This is a genomic window from Fuscovulum blasticum DSM 2131 (assembly GCF_003034965.1).
GTDB lineage: Bacteria > Pseudomonadota > Alphaproteobacteria > Rhodobacterales > Rhodobacteraceae > Pseudogemmobacter > Pseudogemmobacter blasticus.
Window position 1 is genome coordinate 1 of the sequence record NZ_PZKE01000017.1, and the last position, 17,626, is coordinate 17,626.

Sequence of the window (17,626 nt, forward strand, 5' to 3'; positions counted from 1 at the left end):
AGCCGAAGAGATGGATTTCGGCAATGACTTCGGACACGGCTCCGACGTGGCCGAGACGCAGGACAACGACCTGCCGCCGCCGGCCTACCGTCCGCAGGCCGCTGCCCCCGGCCGCGCCGCGCCCCGTGCCCGCCGCCATCGACGCCGATGCCGCCGCTTTCGTGGCCCCGCGTCCGCGCGCACCCGGTCAGCCCTCGCCCGAGGCGCTGGATCGTCTGCGCTCCGCCGTGGCCCGCAATCCCGGCATGACCGCGCAGCGCCCCGCCACCCCGGCGCAGGCCGCGCCCGCACCGGCCCCCGCGCCCTCTGCGGCGGCGGCTGGCAAGCCGCGCTTCGGCATCGGCTCGCTGATCAACCGCATGGCCGGCCATCTGGAGACTGCCCCCGACCGCGCCGCCGGCCCGGCCGTGCGCACGCAGCCCCCGGTGACCGCCTATGATGATGAGCCGGAACACGGATCGGATCACGACCGGATCGAAATTCCGGCCTTCCTGCGCCGCCAGGCCAACTGATCACAGGCCACGACGCCACCTTCGAAAAGGCCCGGATTTCCGGGCCTTTTCCATTTTTTACAAGCACTTACAATTATTGCAGCAAGTGTCACAAACCGTTGCAAAAGGTGAGTTGAGCTGACGCACCCCCTTCACTAGTTACAATTGGAAAGAACGCGCGCCCCTGGTGCGCGAAAACAGTTCGGGTAAGGCTCGTGCAGAACACGCTCAAATCCGCGGTCACCTTTGTCGGCGTCGGTCTTCACACCGGGGCCCCGGTGCGCATGACCGTGCGGCCGGCTTCGGCCAATCACGGGATCTGGTTCCGCCGCACGGATGTGACCGACCGCAGCGCCCTGGTGCCCGCGATCTGGTCCGCCGTCACCCCCTCGCGTCTGTGCACCGTGGTGGAAAACGCCGCCGGTGTCTCGGTCTCGACCATCGAACATCTGATGGCCGCTCTGGCCGGCTGCGCGATCCACAACGCCCTGATCGAGATCGACGGCCCCGAAGTGCCGATTCTCGACGGGTCGGCCGAACCCTTCGTTTCCGCCTTCATCGCCCGTGGCCTGCAGGAACAGGCGGCCGAGGTGCGCGCGATTCGCGTGCTGAAGCCCGTCGAAGTGCGCGAGGGCGAGGCGGTCGCCCGGCTTGAGCCCGCCGACATGCTGGAAATCGACTTCCGCATCGACTTTGCCGAAGCCGCCATCGGCACCCAGGAGCGCCGGCTGAGCCTGGCAAACGGCGCCTTCGTGCGCGAACTGTCCGACAGCCGCACCTTCTGCCGCCAGTCCGACGTGGACATGATGCGCGAAAAGGGTCTGGCCCTGGGCGGCACGCTGGAAAATGCCGTGGTTTTCGACGGTGACCGCGTGGTTTCGCCCGGCGGCCTGCGCCATGCCGATGAACCCGTGCGCCACAAGATGCTGGACGCCCTTGGCGACCTGTCGCTGGCCGGCGGCCCGGTTCTGGGTCGCTACACCGGCCTGCGCGCCGGCCATGCCATGACCAACCGCCTGCTGCGCGCGCTGTTCGCCGATCCCGAAGCGTTCCGCATGGAAGGCTGCGGTGCCTGGGTCGGCGCCAAGCTGCCCGGCGTCGGCGTGCATCGCGGCGATCTTCCCTCGCGCCGCCGCGCGGCGGCCTGAGGTCGCGTTTTCCCACCCCTGCTTCCGCTCCCGAAGCCGTGAAAGGCGTTTTGCGCCCCGGATTTTTCTATGCTAGGACAGCGCAAAAGCCGGGAGCAAATCACCCGGGCGGGGCCCGTGACAGGGTGCCGGACAAGGACGACGGGTTTGGATAGGCAACACATGGCAGGCGGACGTTCGGGTAGACGGCTGGCAACGGCACTGGCGCTGACGGCTGTTTTGTCGGCCTGCGGCTCCAACCCCAAGACCGAGTCGCTTGAAGGCTACACGGCCGAACAGCTTTACAAGCAGGGCGAACTGGTTCTGGAAACCGGCAAGCGGCCGCAGGATTCGCTGCGCTACTTCCAGGAAATCGAACGGCTCTATCCCTATACCGAATACGCCAAGCGCGCGCTGATCATGCAGGCCTTCACCCTGCACAAGACCAAGAAATACGAAGAATCCCGCGCCGCCTCGCAGCGGTTCCTGGATTTCTACCCCGATGACGAAGACGCCGCCTATGCGCAGTATCTGATGGCGCTCAGCTATTACGATCAGATCGACGATGTTGGCCGCGACCAGGGGCTGACGTTCCAGGCGCTGCAGGCCATGCGCGACGTGATCGAGAAATATCCCGACAGCGAATATGCCCAGTCGGCGATTCTCAAATTCGACCTGGCCTTCGACCATCTGGCGGCCAAGGAAATGGAAATCGGGCGCTACTACCTCAAGCGCAAGCATTATGCGGCGGCGCTGAACCGCTTCCGCACCGTGGTGCAGGATTTCCAGACCACGACGCACACCGCCGAGGCGCTGCACCGTCTGGTCGAATGTTATCTCGCGCTTGGCTTCGAATCCGAGGCGCAGACCGCGGCCGCCATTCTTGGCTACAACTACCAGTCCTCGCCCTTCTATCAGGACAGCTTCAACCTGCTGAAGGGCAGGGGGCTTTCGCCTGAAGCCAAGGGCGATAGCTGGCTGACCAAGATCTATCGCCAGATGGTTCGCGGCGAGTGGCTGTAACCATGGGGCGTGCCGGCACGCTTCCGACGGTCTGACCTGATGCTTCGATCGCTTGAAATCCGCGATGTGCTGATCATCGACCGGCTGGCCATGGATCTGGGTCCGGGCCTCAACGTGCTGACCGGCGAAACCGGGGCCGGCAAATCGATTCTGCTTGATGCGCTTGGCATGGTGCTGGGCTGGAAGGGGCGGGCCGATGTGGTGCGCGCCGGGGCCGACCGGGCCGAGGTGACCGCCGTTTTCGACCTGCCCGCCGGCCACCCCGCCACGCCCATTCTGGCCGAGGCCGGCATCGCCGCCGAGGGCGAGCTGATCCTGCGCCGCGTGGCCCAGGCCGATGGCCGCCGCCAGGCCTTCGCCAATGACCGCCGCGTGACGGCCGAAGTGCTGCGCGACCTGTCGGAAACGCTGGTCGAACTGCACGGCCAGCATGATGACCGGGGCCTGCTGAACCCGCGCGGCCATCGCGCGCTGCTGGACAGTTTCGCCGGGTTTGACCTTGCGCCGCTGCGCGCGCTTTGGGCCGCGCAACGCCAGGCGCGCGACGCGCTGTTCCAGGCCGAGGCACAGATCGCCCGCGCCCGCACCGAAGAAGATTACCTGCGTCATGCCGTGGCCGAGCTGGTCAAACTTGACCCGCAGCCGGGCGAAGAGGCCACGCTGGATGCCAGCCGCCGGCTGATGCAGGGCGCCGCCCGCATCCGCGACGACATCGCCCGCGCACAGGCCGCCCTGTCGGAAGACGGCGCCGAAGGCCGGATGCGCGATGCGCAGCGCTGGCTGGAAGGGGCCGCCGACAAGGCCGGGGGGCGGCTGGACGAACCGCTTGCCGCCCTGTCGCGCGCCAGCATCGAACTGTCCGAGGCGCTGGCCGGGGTGGAACACTGTCTTGAGGCGCTGGATTTCAACCCGGCCGAGCTGGAGGCGGCGGAAGAACGGCTGTTCGCCATCCGCGCGCTGGCCCGCAAGCACGCCGTCGCGCCCGATGATCTGGCCGCCCATGCCGCCGCGCTGGCCACCCGGCTTGAGGCGCTGGATGCCGGCGAAGCGGGGCTTGCGAAACTGTCCCGCGCCGTCACCGCCGCCGAGGCCGCCTATGCAGAAGAGGCCCGCCGCATCCGCGCCCTGCGCCGCGAGGCGGCCGCGCGTCTGGATGCGGCCATGGCGGGCGAACTGGCCCCGCTCAAGATGGAACGCGCCCTGTTCGTCACCCGTCTGGACGAGGCCGAACCCGGCCCCGACGGCATGGATTCCGTCACCTTCACCGTCACCACCAACCCCGGCGCGCCGCCCGGCGCGCTGAACCGCATCGCTTCGGGCGGCGAACTCAGCCGCTTCCTGCTGGCGCTCAAGGTCTGCCTCACCGGGCAGTCGCGCGGGCTGACGCTTATCTTCGACGAAATCGACCGTGGCGTCGGCGGCGCCACCGCCGATGCCGTGGGGCGCCGGCTCAAGGCGCTGGCCGAGGGCGCGCAGGTGCTGGTTGTCACCCATTCGCCGCAGGTGGCCGCTCTTGGCGTGGCGCATTGGCGGGTGGAAAAGCGCGTGCAGGGCGATGCCACGCTGTCCGCCGTCACCGCACTGGCCCCGGATGACCGGGTTGAGGAAATCGCCCGGATGCTGGCGGGTGATACGGTCACCGATGCCGCCCGTCAGGCGGCCCGCGCGCTGCTGGCGGGCTGACGCCGCCGCCTGCCGATGCTATCTTCCACACCATCGGGGGCCTTGGGGGGCAGCATGGAACAGTTCACCGCCGGGTGTCTTTGCGGCAGCGTCCGCGTCATCGCCAGCGGGCGCCCCTACCGGGTTGGCCTCTGCCATTGCCTTGACTGCCGCAAGCATCACGGCGCGCTGTTCCACGGCTCGGCCATCTTTCCCGAAGACGCCGTGACCGTCACCGGCGAAACCCGCGCCTATCGCGGGCGCCACTTCTGCCCCACCTGCGGCTCGCCGGTCTTTGGCTGCAGCGGCGACGAGGTTGAGGTGAACCTGGGCGCCTTCGACGCGCCCGACCAGTTCCGCCCCAGCTATGAGTTGTGGACCACCCGCCGCGAGGCCTGGTTGCCGGCCTTTCCCGGGATGCGCGGCTATGAACGCAACCGCGCCTCGGACGGCCGCAGCGAGGACTGACCGCCCGCTTTGGGGCGCGAGGGCAGGGGGCTTTGGCCGGCTGCCGCTCTGCGCAAGGCATCTGGCCTGCGAGAATTGCTAAATCTGATAGCGCTATGCGTGTGGTGCATGGCGGGATTCGCCATTCCAGCCTTTTTCGCTGCGCTGCAGCAACCTATATTCCCCCTGTGAACTGAATGACCGCAAAAGAAGGAGGGTTCGCCATGTTCGCTCGTCTGAAGACTGTGCTGAAAACCCTGCAAGGCCCCAGCATCGAAGAAATGGAACACCGCTATCTGGAAGGCGCCGTGTCGCGCATTGATCTGGAACGCCGTGAACGCGATGTGGACGCGGGCCTGTTCCGCCGCCCGACCCGCTACTACTGAGGTCCGGTTGCGGCGCCCCGGCGCCGTGACGGAATGACAGCACGGGAAACGGCCCGACGAAGTGCCCCTCATGGGGCACTTTCTGTTTCAGGGCACCAGCTTGCCCGGGTTCATCAGCCCCTTCGGGTCCAGCGCGGCCTTGATCCGCCCCATCGCGGCCCAGGTCGCCCCGTGTTCGGCCGCCATCAGCCCCTTCTTGCCAAAGCCGATCCCGTGTTCGCCGGTGATCGTGCCGCCCAGCCGCAGCGCCCGTTCGGCCATGCGGTGCGCCAGCGCCTTGGCGGTGGCCGCCTCCTCTGCGTCGCCCTCGCGCACCATCAGGATCGCGTGGAAATTCCCGTCCCCGACATGGCCCAGGATAGGCCCCGGCAGACCCGAGGCCGCAATATCCGCCGCCGTCTCCTCGACCGCCACGGCCAGCGCCGAGATCGGCACGCAGGCATCGGTGACGATGGCCCGCGATCCGGGGCGCGAGGCCAGGATCGCCCGATAGGCCGCGTGGCGGGCCGCCCACAGCTTCTTGCGGTCTTCCGGCGCGCGGGCCCACTGGAACCCGGTCGCCCCGAAGCCGGTGGCGATGTCGCCAAAGCGGGCGGCCTGTTCCGTCACCCCGTCGGGCGAGCCGTGAAATTCCACCAGCAACTGCGGCGCCACCGGCAGATCAAGGCGGGAATAGGCGTTGACCGCCGCCACCGTCGCCGCATCCAGAAACTCGATCCGCGCCATGGGCACGCCCGACTGGATGGTCGCGATCACGCAATCCACCGCATGGGCCATGCTGTCAAAGGCACAGACCGCCGCCGACACCGCCTCGGGCTGGCCATGCAGGCGCAGCGTCAGTTCGGTGATCAGGCCCAGCGTGCCCTCGGACCCGACGATCAGCCCGGTCAGGTCATACCCGGCCGAGGATTTCGGCGCCGCCGTGCCGGTGCGGATCACCTCGCCGCCGGCCAGCACCACCTCAAGCCCCAGCACATTGCCGCGCATGGTGCCATAGCGCACCGCCGCCGTGCCCGAGGCGCGGGTGGCCGCCATGCCGCCCAAGGTGGCATTGGCGCCGGGATCGACCGGGAAGAACAGGCCGGTCGCGCGCAGCTCTTCATTCAGGCGTTCGCGGGTGATGCCGGGCTGGACCACGGCGGTCATGTCCTCGGGGTGGACCGACAGAACCTTGTCCATCCGGGTGAAATCCACCGTCACCCCACCCGCCAGCGCCAGCGCATGTCCCTCAAGCGAGGTGCCGGCCCCCCAGCCCACCAGCGCAAAGCCGTGCCGGTCCGACAGCCGGGCAAGCTCGGCCACTTCGGCCGTGCTTTCGGGCCAGACCACCGCCTCGGGCGGCGGGCCCGAGACAAGGCTTTCGCTTTGGGCATGGGCGTCCAACACGGCGCGCGCGGTGGACAGACGGGCGCCGAAAACGGCGCGCAGATCGGCAAGGGCGGTTTCTGTCAGCATGACGCGGAAAGTTGTTCATTCTGCCCCCTGACGCAAGCCCTGCGGGGTGGAAATGCTGCGACCTTTGCGCTAAGCCCAAGCCACCGCCGCAAACCCGAGGTTCCGCCATGAAAGCCGCCGTCATCACCTTTCCGGGGTCGAACTGCGACCGTGATCTTGTCGTCGCCTTCGAAGGGGCCGGGTTCCAGGTAACGCGGATCTGGCACAAGGATGCCGAACTGCCCGAGGGCGTCGATGTGGTCGGTGTGCCGGGCGGGTTTTCCTATGGCGATTACCTGCGCTGCGGCGCCATCGCGGCGAAATCGCCGATCGGCGGGGCCATCGTGAAACACGCGCAGCGCGGCGGCTATGTGCTGGGCATCTGCAACGGCTTTCAGGTCATCACCGAGATGGGCCTTCTGCCCGGCGTGCTGATGCGCAACGCCACGCTGCGCTTCGTCTGCCGCACGGTCACGCTGAATGTCGTCACCACCGACTCGGCCTATACCTCGACCTTCGTCAAGGGCCAGCAGATCCGTATTCCGGTGGCCCATCATGACGGCAATTACACCATCGACGCCGATGGGCTGAAGCGGTTGCAGGACGAAGACCGCATCGCCCTGACCTATGCCGACAATCCCAACGGCAGCATGGCCGACATCGCCGGTATCCTGTCCGAAAACCGCCGCGTCTTCGGCCTGATGCCGCACCCCGAACGTGCCGCCGAGGCGCTGCACGGCTCGGTGGACGGGGCGGCGCTGTTTGCCGGGCTGATGGGCGGGATGGCGCTGGCCTGAGGGCCATTGCCTTGAGACGGGCCGCGCCGGTCCCTAGACTTCGGCCATGACATCGGAAACCGATCCCACCTCTGGCGACATGCCCCAGGGCCTGCCCTGGCGCGTCAAGCTTATCGTCGCCGCCCTGCTGGTGCTGGCGGTGGGCGTTGTCGTGGTGTCGAACCGCTGGCTGTCTGAACGTTTCGTCGATTCCACCCGCAACCGGGCCGAAGTCCGTCTGGCGCTTTATACCGGGAACCTTGTTTCGGAATTGCAGCGCACCTCGGTCGTGCCGCTGCTGCTGGCGCGTGACCCCGCGCTGATCGAGGCGCTGAAGGCCGGCAACTTTTCCAAGACCTCCGGCAAGCTGATTTCGCTGCAATCCGAAATCGGCGTGGCGGCGATCCGGCTGATGGATGTCAACGGCCGCGTGGTGGGGGCGACCAACCGCAACCTTCTGGGCACCAGCCACCGCAACGATTCCTTCTTTGTCGATGCCCAGCGGGCCAGGGAAGCCACACTGTTCACCGCCGCGCGGCGCGACACCGGCGGCTTCGACTTTTCCTATTCGCGCGCCGTGGTCGCCGATGGCAAGGTTCTGGGCGTCATCGTGGTGTCGGTCGACCTGATGAAATACGAACGCGCCTGGGCTGGCCTTCAGGATGCGGTTCTGGTCACCGACAGCGAAGGCACGGTGATCCTGGCGACAGAACCCGCCTGGCGCGGCAAATCCATGGCCGAGGCGCTGGCCGCCCGCGATGCCCCTTCGGCGCTTGAGCGCGCCTTTCAGGCCACCGCCGACTGGGCGCAGGCCCCGCCCGACGCCTATGTCCGGGGCGAGGCGGTGATGCGCACCGATGCCCGCGTGCCGTTCCGCGGCTGGCGGATCTACACCTTCACCGCTTATGATTCGGTGCGCGAAAAGGTCAACGGCATCCTCGCGCTGGAAATCATGGGCTTCGCCATCCTGATGGCGCTGACCTTCTATCTTCTCAGCCGCCGCGCCTGGTCGCGCTCGATCTCGCTTCAGCGCGAATCGGCGGAACTGCGCATCCTGAACGCCCGGCTGCAGCGCGAAATCGCGGAACGCGAAAAGGTGCAGAAAGACCTTGAGGTCGCCGAACAGACGCTGGCGCAATCCTCCAAGCTGGCCGCCCTGGGCGAAATGTCGGCGGCGGTCAGCCACGAACTGAACCAGCCGCTGGCCGCGATGAAGACCTATCTCGCCGGCGCGCGCCTTCTGTTGCAGCGCCGCCGCCCGGAAGAGGCGCTGTCGTCCTTCCAGCGGATCGACGATCTGATCGAACGGATGGGCGCGATCACCCGGCAACTGAAATCCTACGCCCGCAAGGGCGGCGAGGCGTTCGAGCCGGTCGATCTGCGCGCCTGCATCTCGTCGGCGCTGTCGATGATGGAACCGCAGCTCAAGGCGCGCGTGGTCAAGATCACCCGCGCCCTGCCGCGCCATCCGGTCATGGTCATGGCCGACCGCATCCGCCTGGAACAGGTGATCATCAACCTGCTTCGCAACGCGCTGGATGCCACCAAGGGCGTCAAGGCCCCGCAGATTGATCTGCTGCTGGCCGAGGGCGAGACGGCCACGCTGTCGGTGCGTGACAATGGCCACGGCATCGACGAACTCGATAACCTGTTCGAGCCGTTCTACACCACCAAGAAGCCGGGCGAGGGCGTCGGCCTTGGTCTGGCCATCTCCTCCGGCATCGTCAGCGATCTGGGCGGCCGGCTGACCGCGCGCAACAGTGAAACGGGCGGCGCGGTCTTTGAAATGCAATTGCCGATCCTTGGCAAAGAACAACAAGCAGCAGAATGAGGCAGGCATGGCACTTTCGATGAAGGTCGCGATCGTTGACGACGAGGCCGACATGCGGGCGTCGATCAGCCAGTGGTTGGCACTGAGCGGCTTCGACACGGTGACATTCGGCAGCGCGGAAGAGGCGCTCAAGGTGATCGGCCCCGATTTTCAGGGCGTCGTGGTCAGCGACATCAAGATGCCCGGCATGGACGGGATGGCGTTCCTCAAGCGCCTGATGAGCCAGGATTCCGGCCTGCCCGTGATCATGATCACCGGCCATGGCGACGTGCCGATGGCGGTTGAGGCGATGCGCGTCGGCGCCTTCGATTTTCTGGAAAAGCCGTTCAATCCCGACCGGATGACCGAACTGGCCAAGAAGGCCACCCAGGCGCGGCGGATGACGCTGGACAACCGCGCCCTGCGGCGCGAACTGTCCGACGGCAGCACCATCATGAAGAAGCTGGTCGGGTCCAGCCCCGCGATGGAACGGCTGCGCGAGGACATCCTGGATCTGGGGCAGGCCGACAGCCACGTCCTGATCGACGGCGAAACCGGCACCGGCAAGACGCTGGTCGCCCATGCGCTGCACGCCGTGGGGCCGCGCGCGTCCAAGAAATTCGTCAGCATTTCCTGCGCCGCCTGGTCCGAGGACCAGTTGGCAGCCAAGCTGTTCGGCCCGGCCGAAGACGGGGTGATTCCCCTGGTCGAGGAAGCGCGCGGCGGCACGCTTTGCCTTGAGGACATCGAGGCGCTGCCGAACCCGTTGCAGGCCCGGCTTCTGACCTTCATCAACGAACAGGGCCTGCCACCCGAAACCCGGATCATCGCGATCCGCAACCAGCACGCCCCCGACGTGACGCTGGAACAGGCGCTGCGGTCAGACCTCTATTACCGGCTGGGCGCGATGACCATCGTGCTGCCGCCGCTGCGGGCGCGGGGGGAAGACATCCTTCAGCTTTTCACCCGCCTCTCCGAACAGTTTGCCGAAGAATACGGCTGCGATGCCCCGCAGGTGACGGCGCAAGAGGCGGCGCAACTGTTGCAGGCCCCTTGGCCGGGCAATGTGCGGCAACTGGTGAACATCGCCGAACGGGCCGTGTTGCAGAACCGGCGCGGCTCTGGCTCCATCGCCTCGCTGCTGATGGCCGACAACGAAGCCAGCGGCCCGGCGATGACCACCGAAGGCAAGCCGCTCAAGGAATATGTCGAGGCTTTCGAACGGATGCTGATCGACAACACCATGCGCCGGCACAAGGGCAGCATCGTGGCGGTGATGGAAGAACTCTGCCTGCCGCGCCGCACCCTGAACGAGAAGATGGCGAAATACGGGCTGGTGCGCGGCGATTATACCTGACCGCGCACCCCTGCACTCGCCTCTGGATTGTGCGACCCCTCTCAAATTGTGCATTGCTCTTGGCCCGGCTTTGCCGCTAGGGTCGCGGCGAGCCGGTTTTCCGGCCCAGGAAATTCTCTCCCCCCTCGCTGATGCGCGCAAGACGCGCCGCGTTCGGGGAGCCGGATCGGCCGCAAGGCCGTGCACATTGCCCAAGGCGCGGGAAACCGGCGCTGGAAGGCTGCTGAAGGCGGAGGGTCGCAAGGCCCTCTTGACGTGAACCGCGATGAGGCGCGTGAACAGTGCAGCGACAGGCGAGGTCTGCCCGCAGGGCAGGGTCCGCACGCGCACGACCGCCGCCCCCGCCCAGACAAGCCGCCCCGTTTCCCGTAATCCCGCCGCCGGTCCGCCGGGGGCAGCCTTGCGCACGGGTCGCAATGGAACAACATGCCCAAGAAGATGCTTATCGACGCCACACATGCGGAAGAGACCCGCGTTGTCGTGGTGGACGGAAACAAGGTCGAAGAGTTTGACTTTGAAACCGTAAACAAGCGCCAACTGGCCGGGAACATCTACCTGGCCAAGGTGACACGGGTCGAACCCTCGCTGCAGGCGGCCTTTGTGGATTACGGCGGGAACCGCCACGGGTTCCTGGCCTTCGCCGAAATCCACCCGGATTACTACCAAATCCCGGTCGCTGACCGGAAGGCGCTGCTGGAAGAGGAACGCCAGCTTGCCCGCGCCGAGGAAGAGGAAGAGAACCGCCGCCATCGCCGCCGCGCGCCCCGTCCCAAGGCCGAATCCGCCCGCCCTGACGCGGTGAAATCCGGCCCCTCGGGCATGGATGTGGTGGATCTTGAAGACGAAGCCGCCGAAGTGCCCGCCGATGCGGTTGCCGAAGCGACCGACGTGGTTGCAGAGCCCGCCGTTGAACCGGCCGTTGCGGCCCCCGCCACCGAAAACGGCGAAAACGGCGCTCCGGCCTGGCGCGCGATGGATCACGCCTCGGACACCGATGACGAGATCGAATCGATTGCCGAAGAAGACGTGTCCGAAGAGATCAGCGCCCCGAAACGGTCGCGCTCGCGGCGCTACAAGATTCAGGAAGTGATCAAGGTCCGGCAGATCATGCTGGTCCAGGTCGTCAAGGAAGAACGCGGCAACAAGGGCGCGGCGCTGACCACCTATCTGTCGCTGGCCGGCCGCTACTGCGTGCTGATGCCGAACACCGCGCGCGGCGGTGGCATTTCCCGCAAGATCACCAACGCCGTTGACCGCAAGAAGCTCAAGGAAATCGCGGGCGAGATGGAGGTGCCGGAAGGTGCCGGCCTGATCATCCGCACCGCCGGCGCCAAGCGCACCAAGGCCGAGATCAAGCGCGACTACGAATATCTGATGCGCCTGTGGGAAGAGGTGCGCGATCTGACGCTCAAGTCGATCGCCCCCGCCACGATCTACGAGGAAGGCAACCTCATCAAGCGCACGATCCGCGACCTTTATTCGCGTGAGATCGACGAGGTTCTGGTGGAAGGCGAGGGCGGCTACCGCACCGCCAAGGACTTCATGCGGATGATCATGCCCAGCCATGCCAAGCAGGTGAAGCGGTATGACGAACCGATGCCGCTGTTCGCCCGCTATCAGGTGGAAACCTACCTGGCCGGCATGTTCAACCCGGTCGTGCAACTGAAATCGGGCGGCTACATCGTCATCGGCGTGACCGAGGCGCTGGTCGCCATCGACGTGAACTCGGGCCGCGCCACCAAGGAAGGCTCGATCGAGGAAACCGCGCTCAAGACCAACGTCGAGGCCGCCGAAGAGATTGCCCGCCAGTTGCGCCTGCGCGACCTGGCCGGTCTGATCGTCATCGACTTCATCGACATGGAAGAGCGGAAGAACAACGCCACCGTCGAGAAGCGCCTCAAGGACAAGCTCAAGACCGACCGCGCCCGCATCCAGGTGGGCCGCATCTCGGGCTTCGGCCTGATGGAAATGAGCCGCCAGCGCCTGCGCCCCGGGATGCTGGAATCGACCACGCAGCCTTGCCCGCATTGCCACGGCACCGGCCTGATCCGCAGCGACGACAGCATGGCGCTGACCATCCTGCGCGCGCTGGAAGAGGAAGGCACCCGCAAGCGCAGCAAGGAAGTGCTGCTGAAGGCGCCGGTCGGCATCATCAACTACCTGTTCAACCAGAAGCGCGAACACATCGCGCTGATCGAGGCCCGCTATGGCATGGCGGTCCGGCTTGAGGCCGACCCGATGCTGGTGTCGCCCGACTACTCGATCGAGAAGTTCAAGACCGCGACCCGCGTGGTGCCGGAACCGATGCCGGTGGTGTCGGGTCATGCCGGCCTGATGGGCGCCCCCGTCGAGGAAGAGGACGAAGACGATCTGGTCGATGAGGCCGAGATCGAAGAGGACGAGCCCGAGGTCGAGGCCGAGGGCGAGGAAACCGAAGCCCGCGCTCCGGCGCCGCGCGGCGGTGACCGTGGCGGTGACGGAGAGGGTGGCAAGAAGAAGCGCCGCCGCCGCCGTCGTCGTCGGAGTGGAAACCGCGAAGGCGGGGCCGAAGGGGCCGCCGAGGGGCAGGACGATGCCGATGACGCCGACGAGGCCGAAGAGGGCGCCGTCCCCGAAGCTGCTGCCGATACGGTAAGCGTCGAGGACGCCGCCGCCGAACCCGCCCCGGCCCGCAAGCGCACCCGCGCCCGGCGCAAGCCCGCCGCGGACACCGCAACCGAAGCTACCGCCGAGCCGGTGGCCGAGGCCGCGCCCGAAGCCGAAGCCGAAGCGCCGGCGCGCAAGCGCACCCGTGCCCCGCGCAAGTCTGCGGCCAGTGCTGAGGCCAATGCCGAGGCAAGCGCCGAAGCGGCGCCCGCCGAGACCGCCGCCGAAACCCCGGCTGACGCCGAAGCCAAGCCGGTCGCCAAGGCGAAACCGGCGGCCCGGTCCAGGGCGGCCAAACCGGCCAAGCCCGCCGTCCCGGCGGAACCGGCGCCTGTCGCGGCCGAAGCCGCCCCTGAAGCGGCCCCTGCGCCGGCCGAGGTGGAAGCCCCCGCGCTGCAACCCGCCCCGACGCCCGACCCGGCCGAAGGCACGGCGCTGCAATCCGACCCGGGCGAGGCCGCCGCGTCCAAGCCGCGCCGGTTCGGCTGGTGGTCGAAGAAGTGACACAAGGCTGAAAGGGCGGGGAAACCCGCCCTTTCTTGCTGAAGGGGGGCCGTCTGTGCCCCCGCCTTGTCTGTGAAGATTTCACCTGTCGGGTTCGGCGCGAAACGATCAGGGGGCAGGGGCCGCCCCCGCGCGGCCGCCTCAGCCCGCCGGGCCTTGACCGCCCGCCCGGATCAGATGCCGCGCCACCGCCCCATCGGCCGTTTGCCCAAGGTAGCTGTGCCCGGCCTGGCCGCAGAAATGCGGCAGGTCCACCGCCGCCATCGCATCGGTTGCCCGCACGCACAGCACCTGGCCCGGTGCCATGCCCATCAGCCGCTTGCGCGCGCGCAGCACGGGCAGGGGGCACAACAGCCCCTCGCAATCAATCTCGTGATCCCAGGTGTCCGGCAGGTCTGACATGACTGTGGTGATAGGGCCTTGCGGCGGAATGTGACAGGCCCTTCCCGCCAAAGTGACAGCCGCCCCCCGTGACGCCGCCCGCCGTTGCCGCTAGACAGGGCGCATGTTCGGGATCGACCTCATCGACGCCAGCCTGCTTCCGGCCATGGCGATTGCGCTGGTGGCGGGTGTGCTGTCGTTCCTGTCGCCCTGCGTGCTGCCGGTGGTGCCGCCCTATCTGGCCTATATGGGCGGCATTTCCATGGGCGAGATGACGGGCGCCAGCGAAGCCCGCCGCCGGGTGATCCTGCCCGCGCTGTTCTTCGTGCTGGGGCTGTCCACCGTCTTTCTGCTGCTGGGGTTTGCCGCCTCCGCCTTCGGGGCCTTCTTCCTGACCAACCAGCAGCTCTTCGCCAAGGCGGCCGGCGTGGTGGTCATCGTCTTCGGCCTGCATTTCCTGGGCGTCTTCCGCATCCCGATCCTTGACCGCGAGGCACGGCTGGATGCCGGCGACCGTGGCGGTTCGGCGCTTGGCGCCTTCGTGCTGGGCCTTGCCTTCGCCGCCGGCTGGACGCCCTGCATCGGCCCGCAACTGGGCGCGATCCTCAGCCTTGCCGCGCAAGAGGGCAACATCGGCCGCGGCATGGTGTTGCTGGCGGTCTATGCCGTGGGGCTGGGGCTGCCCTTCCTGCTGGCCGCGCTGTTCATCGGCCGCGCCATGGGCCTGATGACCCGTCTCAAGCGCCACATGAAATGGATCGAACGCGCCATGGGCGCGCTTCTGCTGATCGTCGGGCTTGCCCTGGTGACCGGCGCCTTCACCGATTTCAGCTGGTGGTTGCTGGAAGGCTTTGATGCGCTTGGGATTCCCCTTTTGGGATGATGTCGCACCCTCTGGACCTTGCCGGATTTCCGGGCATGATCGGACCCAGGGAAAGGCCGGATGGAACAGCAAGCGCCACAGGATCACGACAGGCCGGACCAGGCGACGCGGGCGTTTCGCCGGCGCGTCTTCTATATTCCCGGCTATGACCCGATCCACCCGCGCCGCTACCGCGAACTTTACCGCAAGGAAGGCACCGATCAGGCCCGGATCTGCGGCTATGATCTGGCCCTCACCCCCAAGACGACCAAGGGCCCCTATGGCTGGCATGTGAACGGCCAGTTCGACGGCCGGGCCACCGAATCGGATGTCGAGGTGCTGGTCTGGTCCGACATCGTGCGCGAAAGCATGTCGAACACCATTCCCGCCACCTATCTGCAACTGGTCCGCACCGCCTGGGCCTATATCGGCTCGGGGGCGCTGTTTCGGCTGATGAAGCTGCGCAAGGGCCCGATGATCGCCGCGCTTTACCCGATCGTCTTCCTGCTGGTGCAGCTTCTGGCGGCCCTGCTGGTGGCCGGTCTTGCGGCGGCGCTGGTGTCGCGCTTCGGCCATTGGGCGGCCGGGCTTCTGGCCGGGGCCGCGGTTCTGGTGCTGGCGCTGCGCTGGTTCCGGTCGATCGACAACAAGACCTATGCCTATTACCTGATGCACGATTACGCCTTCTCGGCCCTGTCGGGCGGCGCCAACCCTCCGGGGCTTGAGGCGCGGATGGCGGAATTCCGGGCGGCCATCCGCGCCGCGCTGGACCAGGATTTCGACGAGGTGCTGGTCGTCGGCCATTCCTCGGGCGCGCATGTCGGCGTGTCCATCCTCTCGGACCTCATCCGCGGCGGCCTGCCGCTGCACCGCCCGGCGCTGGCCTTCCTCAGCCTGGGGCAGGTGGTGCCGATGGTGTCCTTCCTGCCGGGCGCCCACCGCCTGCGCGCCGACCTGCGCTATCTCTCGGCCCGCGATGACCTGACCTGGGTCGATGTCACCGCGCCGGGCGACGGCTGCGCCTTCGCGCTTTGCGATCCGGTGGCCGTCACCGGCGTCGCCCCCGCCAACCAGCGCTGGCCGCTGGTGCTGTCGGCGGCCTTCACCCAGACGCTGACCCCCGCCCGCTGGAAGGAACTGCGCTGGCGCTTCTTCCGCCTGCATTTCCAGTATCTCTGCGCCTTCGACGCCCTGACCGGGGCCGACGGGGAATATGATTACTTCCGCATTACCGCCGGCCCGCAGACCCTTGCCGCCCGCTACCGCGACCGGGCGCCTTCGGGCAGCCGCATCACCCGCGCGGTGAACCGCCATACGAGTCTGACATGACCGGCTGCCCCGTTCACCGCCCGCTGCCGCCCAAGCCCGCGCCGCGGCCTGACAAGGTGTCGCTGCTGGGCTACCTGCGGCTGTTCCGCCGCGACATCCTCTCGGCCCAGCCCGCGCGGCTCTATCACGCCTGGATGGCCGAATTCCGCACCCCGTTCTTCCGCAGCTACATGTGCAACGACCCGGCACTCGTCACCCGCGTGCTGAACGAACGGCCCGACGATTTCCCCAAGTCGAACCGCATCAGCGAAGGTCTCGCGCCGCTTCTGGGCCGGTCGGTCTTCCTGACCAATGGCGAGGAATGGAAACGCCAGCGCCGCATCATCGACCCGGCCTTCGAGGGGGGCCGCCTGAAAGACACCTATCCCGCCATGCTGGCCGCCGGGCAGGCGGCGGTGGCCCGCCTGTCCGAGGGTGAGGTCGAGGTGGAAGAGGCGATGAGCCACGCCGCCGCCGACGTGATCTTCCGCACCCTGTTCTCGATCCCCATCGAGAATGAGGTCGCCGCGCGTGTCTTCCACGAATTCCGCGCCTATCAGCGCACCCAGCCGATCCTGAACCTTGCCGCCTTCCTGCCGCTGCCGCGCTGGATGCCGCGCCTGCACCGCCGCGCCACCCGGCGCTCGGCCGCGCTGATCCGCGGGCTGATCGCGCTACTCACCGCCGAACGCGCCGCCGCCATCGCCGCAGGCACCGCCCCCGACGATCTGGCCACCAAGATCATGACGACCGCCGATCCGCAGACCGGCGAACGCTTCGATGCCTCGGAAATGGTGGATCAGGTCGCGATCTTCTTCCTTGCCGGGCATGAGACCAGCGCCTCGGCCCTGGCCTGGACGCTCTATCTGCTGGCGCTTTACCCCGAGGTGCAGGACGAGGTGGCCGCCGAGGCGCAGTCGCTGGGCGACAGCCCCGATTTCGCTGCCGTGGGCCGGCTGAAACGCGCCCGCGACGTGTTCCGCGAAACGCTGCGCCTTTACCCGCCGGTGCCGATGATGGTGCGCGAAAACCGCTGCCCCGAGGATTTCCGTGGCCGCAAGGTCGCCCCCGGCGCGCAGGTGGTGCTGTCGCCCTGGCACCTGCACCGGCATGACCGGCTCTGGTCCGACCCCGACGCCTTCGATCCCGCCCGCTGGCAAACCGAAGCAGGCCGCCAGTCCGCGCGTGACGCCTTCCTGCCGTTCTCGGCCGGCCCGCGCGTCTGCACCGGCGCGGCCTTCGCCATGATCGAGGGGCCGCTCCTGCTGGCGCTTCTGCTGCGCAGCTTCCGCTTCGACCGGATCGAGGGCGCCGATCCGGTGCCCGTCGCGCATCTGACGGTGCGGGCGGAAAACGGCATCCGCCTGCGGGTCACGCGGCGCGCGGCCTGACCGGGCCATCCCAAGCCGTCA

At 67.6% G+C, this 17,626-nt stretch carries 15 protein-coding genes; 13 read left to right on the plus strand and 2 right to left on the minus strand.

Annotation, left to right across the window (positions count from 1 at the left end):
- Positions 1-125: 125 nt before the first annotated feature.
- The 6 genes from C5F44_RS14725 to C5F44_RS14750 all read left to right on the plus strand — a co-directional run bounded on the left by C5F44_RS14725 (position 126) and on the right by C5F44_RS14750 (position 5,136).
- Entirely contained in the window at positions 126-512 is a 387-nt protein-coding gene (locus C5F44_RS14725; RefSeq protein ID WP_107674310.1) for a hypothetical protein, read from the plus strand.
- A 194-nt stretch (positions 513-706) separates the two neighbouring features.
- Entirely contained in the window at positions 707-1,639 is a 933-nt protein-coding gene (lpxC, locus tag C5F44_RS14730) for a UDP-3-O-acyl-N-acetylglucosamine deacetylase (protein ID WP_107674311.1), read from the plus strand.
- Positions 1,640-1,801: 162 nt separating this feature from the next.
- Positions 1,802-2,641, plus strand: a complete 840-nt coding sequence (locus C5F44_RS14735; RefSeq protein ID WP_107674312.1) for an outer membrane protein assembly factor BamD — start codon at positions 1,802-1,804, stop codon at positions 2,639-2,641.
- Between the two features lie 39 nt (positions 2,642-2,680).
- Positions 2,681-4,324, plus strand: a complete 1,644-nt coding sequence (gene recN, locus C5F44_RS14740; RefSeq protein ID WP_107674313.1) for a DNA repair protein RecN — start codon at positions 2,681-2,683, stop codon at positions 4,322-4,324.
- Between the two features lie 54 nt (positions 4,325-4,378).
- A complete protein-coding gene (locus C5F44_RS14745; RefSeq protein ID WP_107674314.1) occupies positions 4,379-4,771 on the plus strand; it encodes a GFA family protein in 393 nt (130 codons plus the stop codon).
- Between the two features lie 203 nt (positions 4,772-4,974).
- Positions 4,975-5,136 (plus strand): DUF3563 domain-containing protein, encoded by a 162-nt coding sequence (locus tag C5F44_RS14750; RefSeq protein ID WP_107674352.1) that lies wholly within the window; start codon positions 4,975-4,977, stop codon positions 5,134-5,136.
- Between the two features lie 87 nt (positions 5,137-5,223).
- Here the strand turns inward: C5F44_RS14750 and C5F44_RS14755 are convergent, their stop codons facing one another.
- Entirely contained in the window at positions 5,224-6,591 is a 1,368-nt protein-coding gene (locus C5F44_RS14755; protein ID WP_107674315.1) for an FAD-binding oxidoreductase, read from the minus strand.
- A 107-nt stretch (positions 6,592-6,698) separates the two neighbouring features.
- Between C5F44_RS14755 and purQ the strand changes: the two genes are divergently transcribed.
- The 4 genes from purQ to C5F44_RS14775 all read left to right on the plus strand — a co-directional run bounded on the left by purQ (position 6,699) and on the right by C5F44_RS14775 (position 13,663).
- On the plus strand, positions 6,699-7,367 hold the full coding sequence (purQ, locus tag C5F44_RS14760) for a phosphoribosylformylglycinamidine synthase subunit PurQ (protein ID WP_107674316.1): 669 nt from the start codon (positions 6,699-6,701) through the stop codon (positions 7,365-7,367).
- A 46-nt stretch (positions 7,368-7,413) separates the two neighbouring features.
- Positions 7,414-9,177 (plus strand): sensor histidine kinase, encoded by a 1,764-nt coding sequence (locus C5F44_RS14765; RefSeq protein ID WP_107674317.1) that lies wholly within the window; start codon positions 7,414-7,416, stop codon positions 9,175-9,177.
- Between the two features lie 7 nt (positions 9,178-9,184).
- Positions 9,185-10,513, plus strand: a complete 1,329-nt coding sequence (locus C5F44_RS14770) for a sigma-54-dependent transcriptional regulator (protein WP_107674318.1) — start codon at positions 9,185-9,187, stop codon at positions 10,511-10,513.
- Positions 10,514-10,939: 426 nt separating this feature from the next.
- Complete coding sequence (locus tag C5F44_RS14775; RefSeq protein ID WP_107674319.1) at positions 10,940-13,663, plus strand: Rne/Rng family ribonuclease; 2,724 nt, start codon at positions 10,940-10,942, stop codon at positions 13,661-13,663.
- Positions 13,664-13,804: 141 nt separating this feature from the next.
- Here the strand turns inward: C5F44_RS14775 and C5F44_RS14780 are convergent, their stop codons facing one another.
- Positions 13,805-14,065, minus strand: coding sequence for a sulfurtransferase TusA family protein (locus C5F44_RS14780; RefSeq protein WP_107674320.1), 261 nt, complete (start codon positions 14,063-14,065; stop codon positions 13,805-13,807).
- Between the two features lie 103 nt (positions 14,066-14,168).
- Here C5F44_RS14780 and C5F44_RS14785 point away from each other — a divergent pair, with 103 nt between their 5' ends.
- Genes C5F44_RS14785 through C5F44_RS14795 form a run of 3 tightly spaced genes read left to right on the plus strand, consistent with a single transcriptional unit; the run spans position 14,169 to position 17,605 of the window.
- Entirely contained in the window at positions 14,169-14,927 is a 759-nt protein-coding gene (locus C5F44_RS14785; protein ID WP_107674321.1) for a cytochrome c biogenesis CcdA family protein, read from the plus strand.
- 60 nt (positions 14,928-14,987) lie between these two features.
- Positions 14,988-16,235 (plus strand): alpha/beta hydrolase, encoded by a 1,248-nt coding sequence (locus C5F44_RS14790; RefSeq protein ID WP_107674322.1) that lies wholly within the window; start codon positions 14,988-14,990, stop codon positions 16,233-16,235.
- Complete coding sequence (locus C5F44_RS14795; RefSeq protein ID WP_107674323.1) at positions 16,232-17,605, plus strand: cytochrome P450; 1,374 nt, start codon at positions 16,232-16,234, stop codon at positions 17,603-17,605. Before C5F44_RS14790 ends, C5F44_RS14795 begins: the two co-directional genes overlap by 4 nt.
- Positions 17,606-17,626: the final 21 nt, after the last annotated feature.

Excerpts from the sequence above, each read along its gene's own strand:
- C5F44_RS14735 (WP_107674312.1), top strand. The coding sequence starts at position 1,802 with ATGGCAGGCGGACGTTCGGGTAGACGGCTGGCAACGGCACTGGCGCTG.
- recN (WP_107674313.1), top strand. The coding sequence starts at position 2,681 with ATGCTTCGATCGCTTGAAATCCGCGATGTGCTGATCATCGACCGGCTG.
- C5F44_RS14745 (WP_107674314.1), top strand. The coding sequence starts at position 4,379 with ATGGAACAGTTCACCGCCGGGTGTCTTTGCGGCAGCGTCCGCGTCATC.
- C5F44_RS14750 (WP_107674352.1), top strand. The coding sequence starts at position 4,975 with ATGTTCGCTCGTCTGAAGACTGTGCTGAAAACCCTGCAAGGCCCCAGC.
- C5F44_RS14755 (WP_107674315.1), bottom strand. The coding sequence starts at position 6,591 with ATGCTGACAGAAACCGCCCTTGCCGATCTGCGCGCCGTTTTCGGCGCC.
- purQ (WP_107674316.1), top strand. The coding sequence starts at position 6,699 with ATGAAAGCCGCCGTCATCACCTTTCCGGGGTCGAACTGCGACCGTGAT.
- C5F44_RS14765 (WP_107674317.1), top strand. The coding sequence starts at position 7,414 with ATGACATCGGAAACCGATCCCACCTCTGGCGACATGCCCCAGGGCCTG.
- C5F44_RS14770 (WP_107674318.1), top strand. The coding sequence starts at position 9,185 with ATGGCACTTTCGATGAAGGTCGCGATCGTTGACGACGAGGCCGACATG.
- C5F44_RS14775 (WP_107674319.1), top strand. The coding sequence starts at position 10,940 with ATGCCCAAGAAGATGCTTATCGACGCCACACATGCGGAAGAGACCCGC.
- C5F44_RS14780 (WP_107674320.1), bottom strand. The coding sequence starts at position 14,065 with ATGTCAGACCTGCCGGACACCTGGGATCACGAGATTGATTGCGAGGGG.
- C5F44_RS14785 (WP_107674321.1), top strand. The coding sequence starts at position 14,169 with ATGTTCGGGATCGACCTCATCGACGCCAGCCTGCTTCCGGCCATGGCG.
- C5F44_RS14790 (WP_107674322.1), top strand. The coding sequence starts at position 14,988 with ATGGAACAGCAAGCGCCACAGGATCACGACAGGCCGGACCAGGCGACG.
- C5F44_RS14795 (WP_107674323.1), top strand. The coding sequence starts at position 16,232 with ATGACCGGCTGCCCCGTTCACCGCCCGCTGCCGCCCAAGCCCGCGCCG.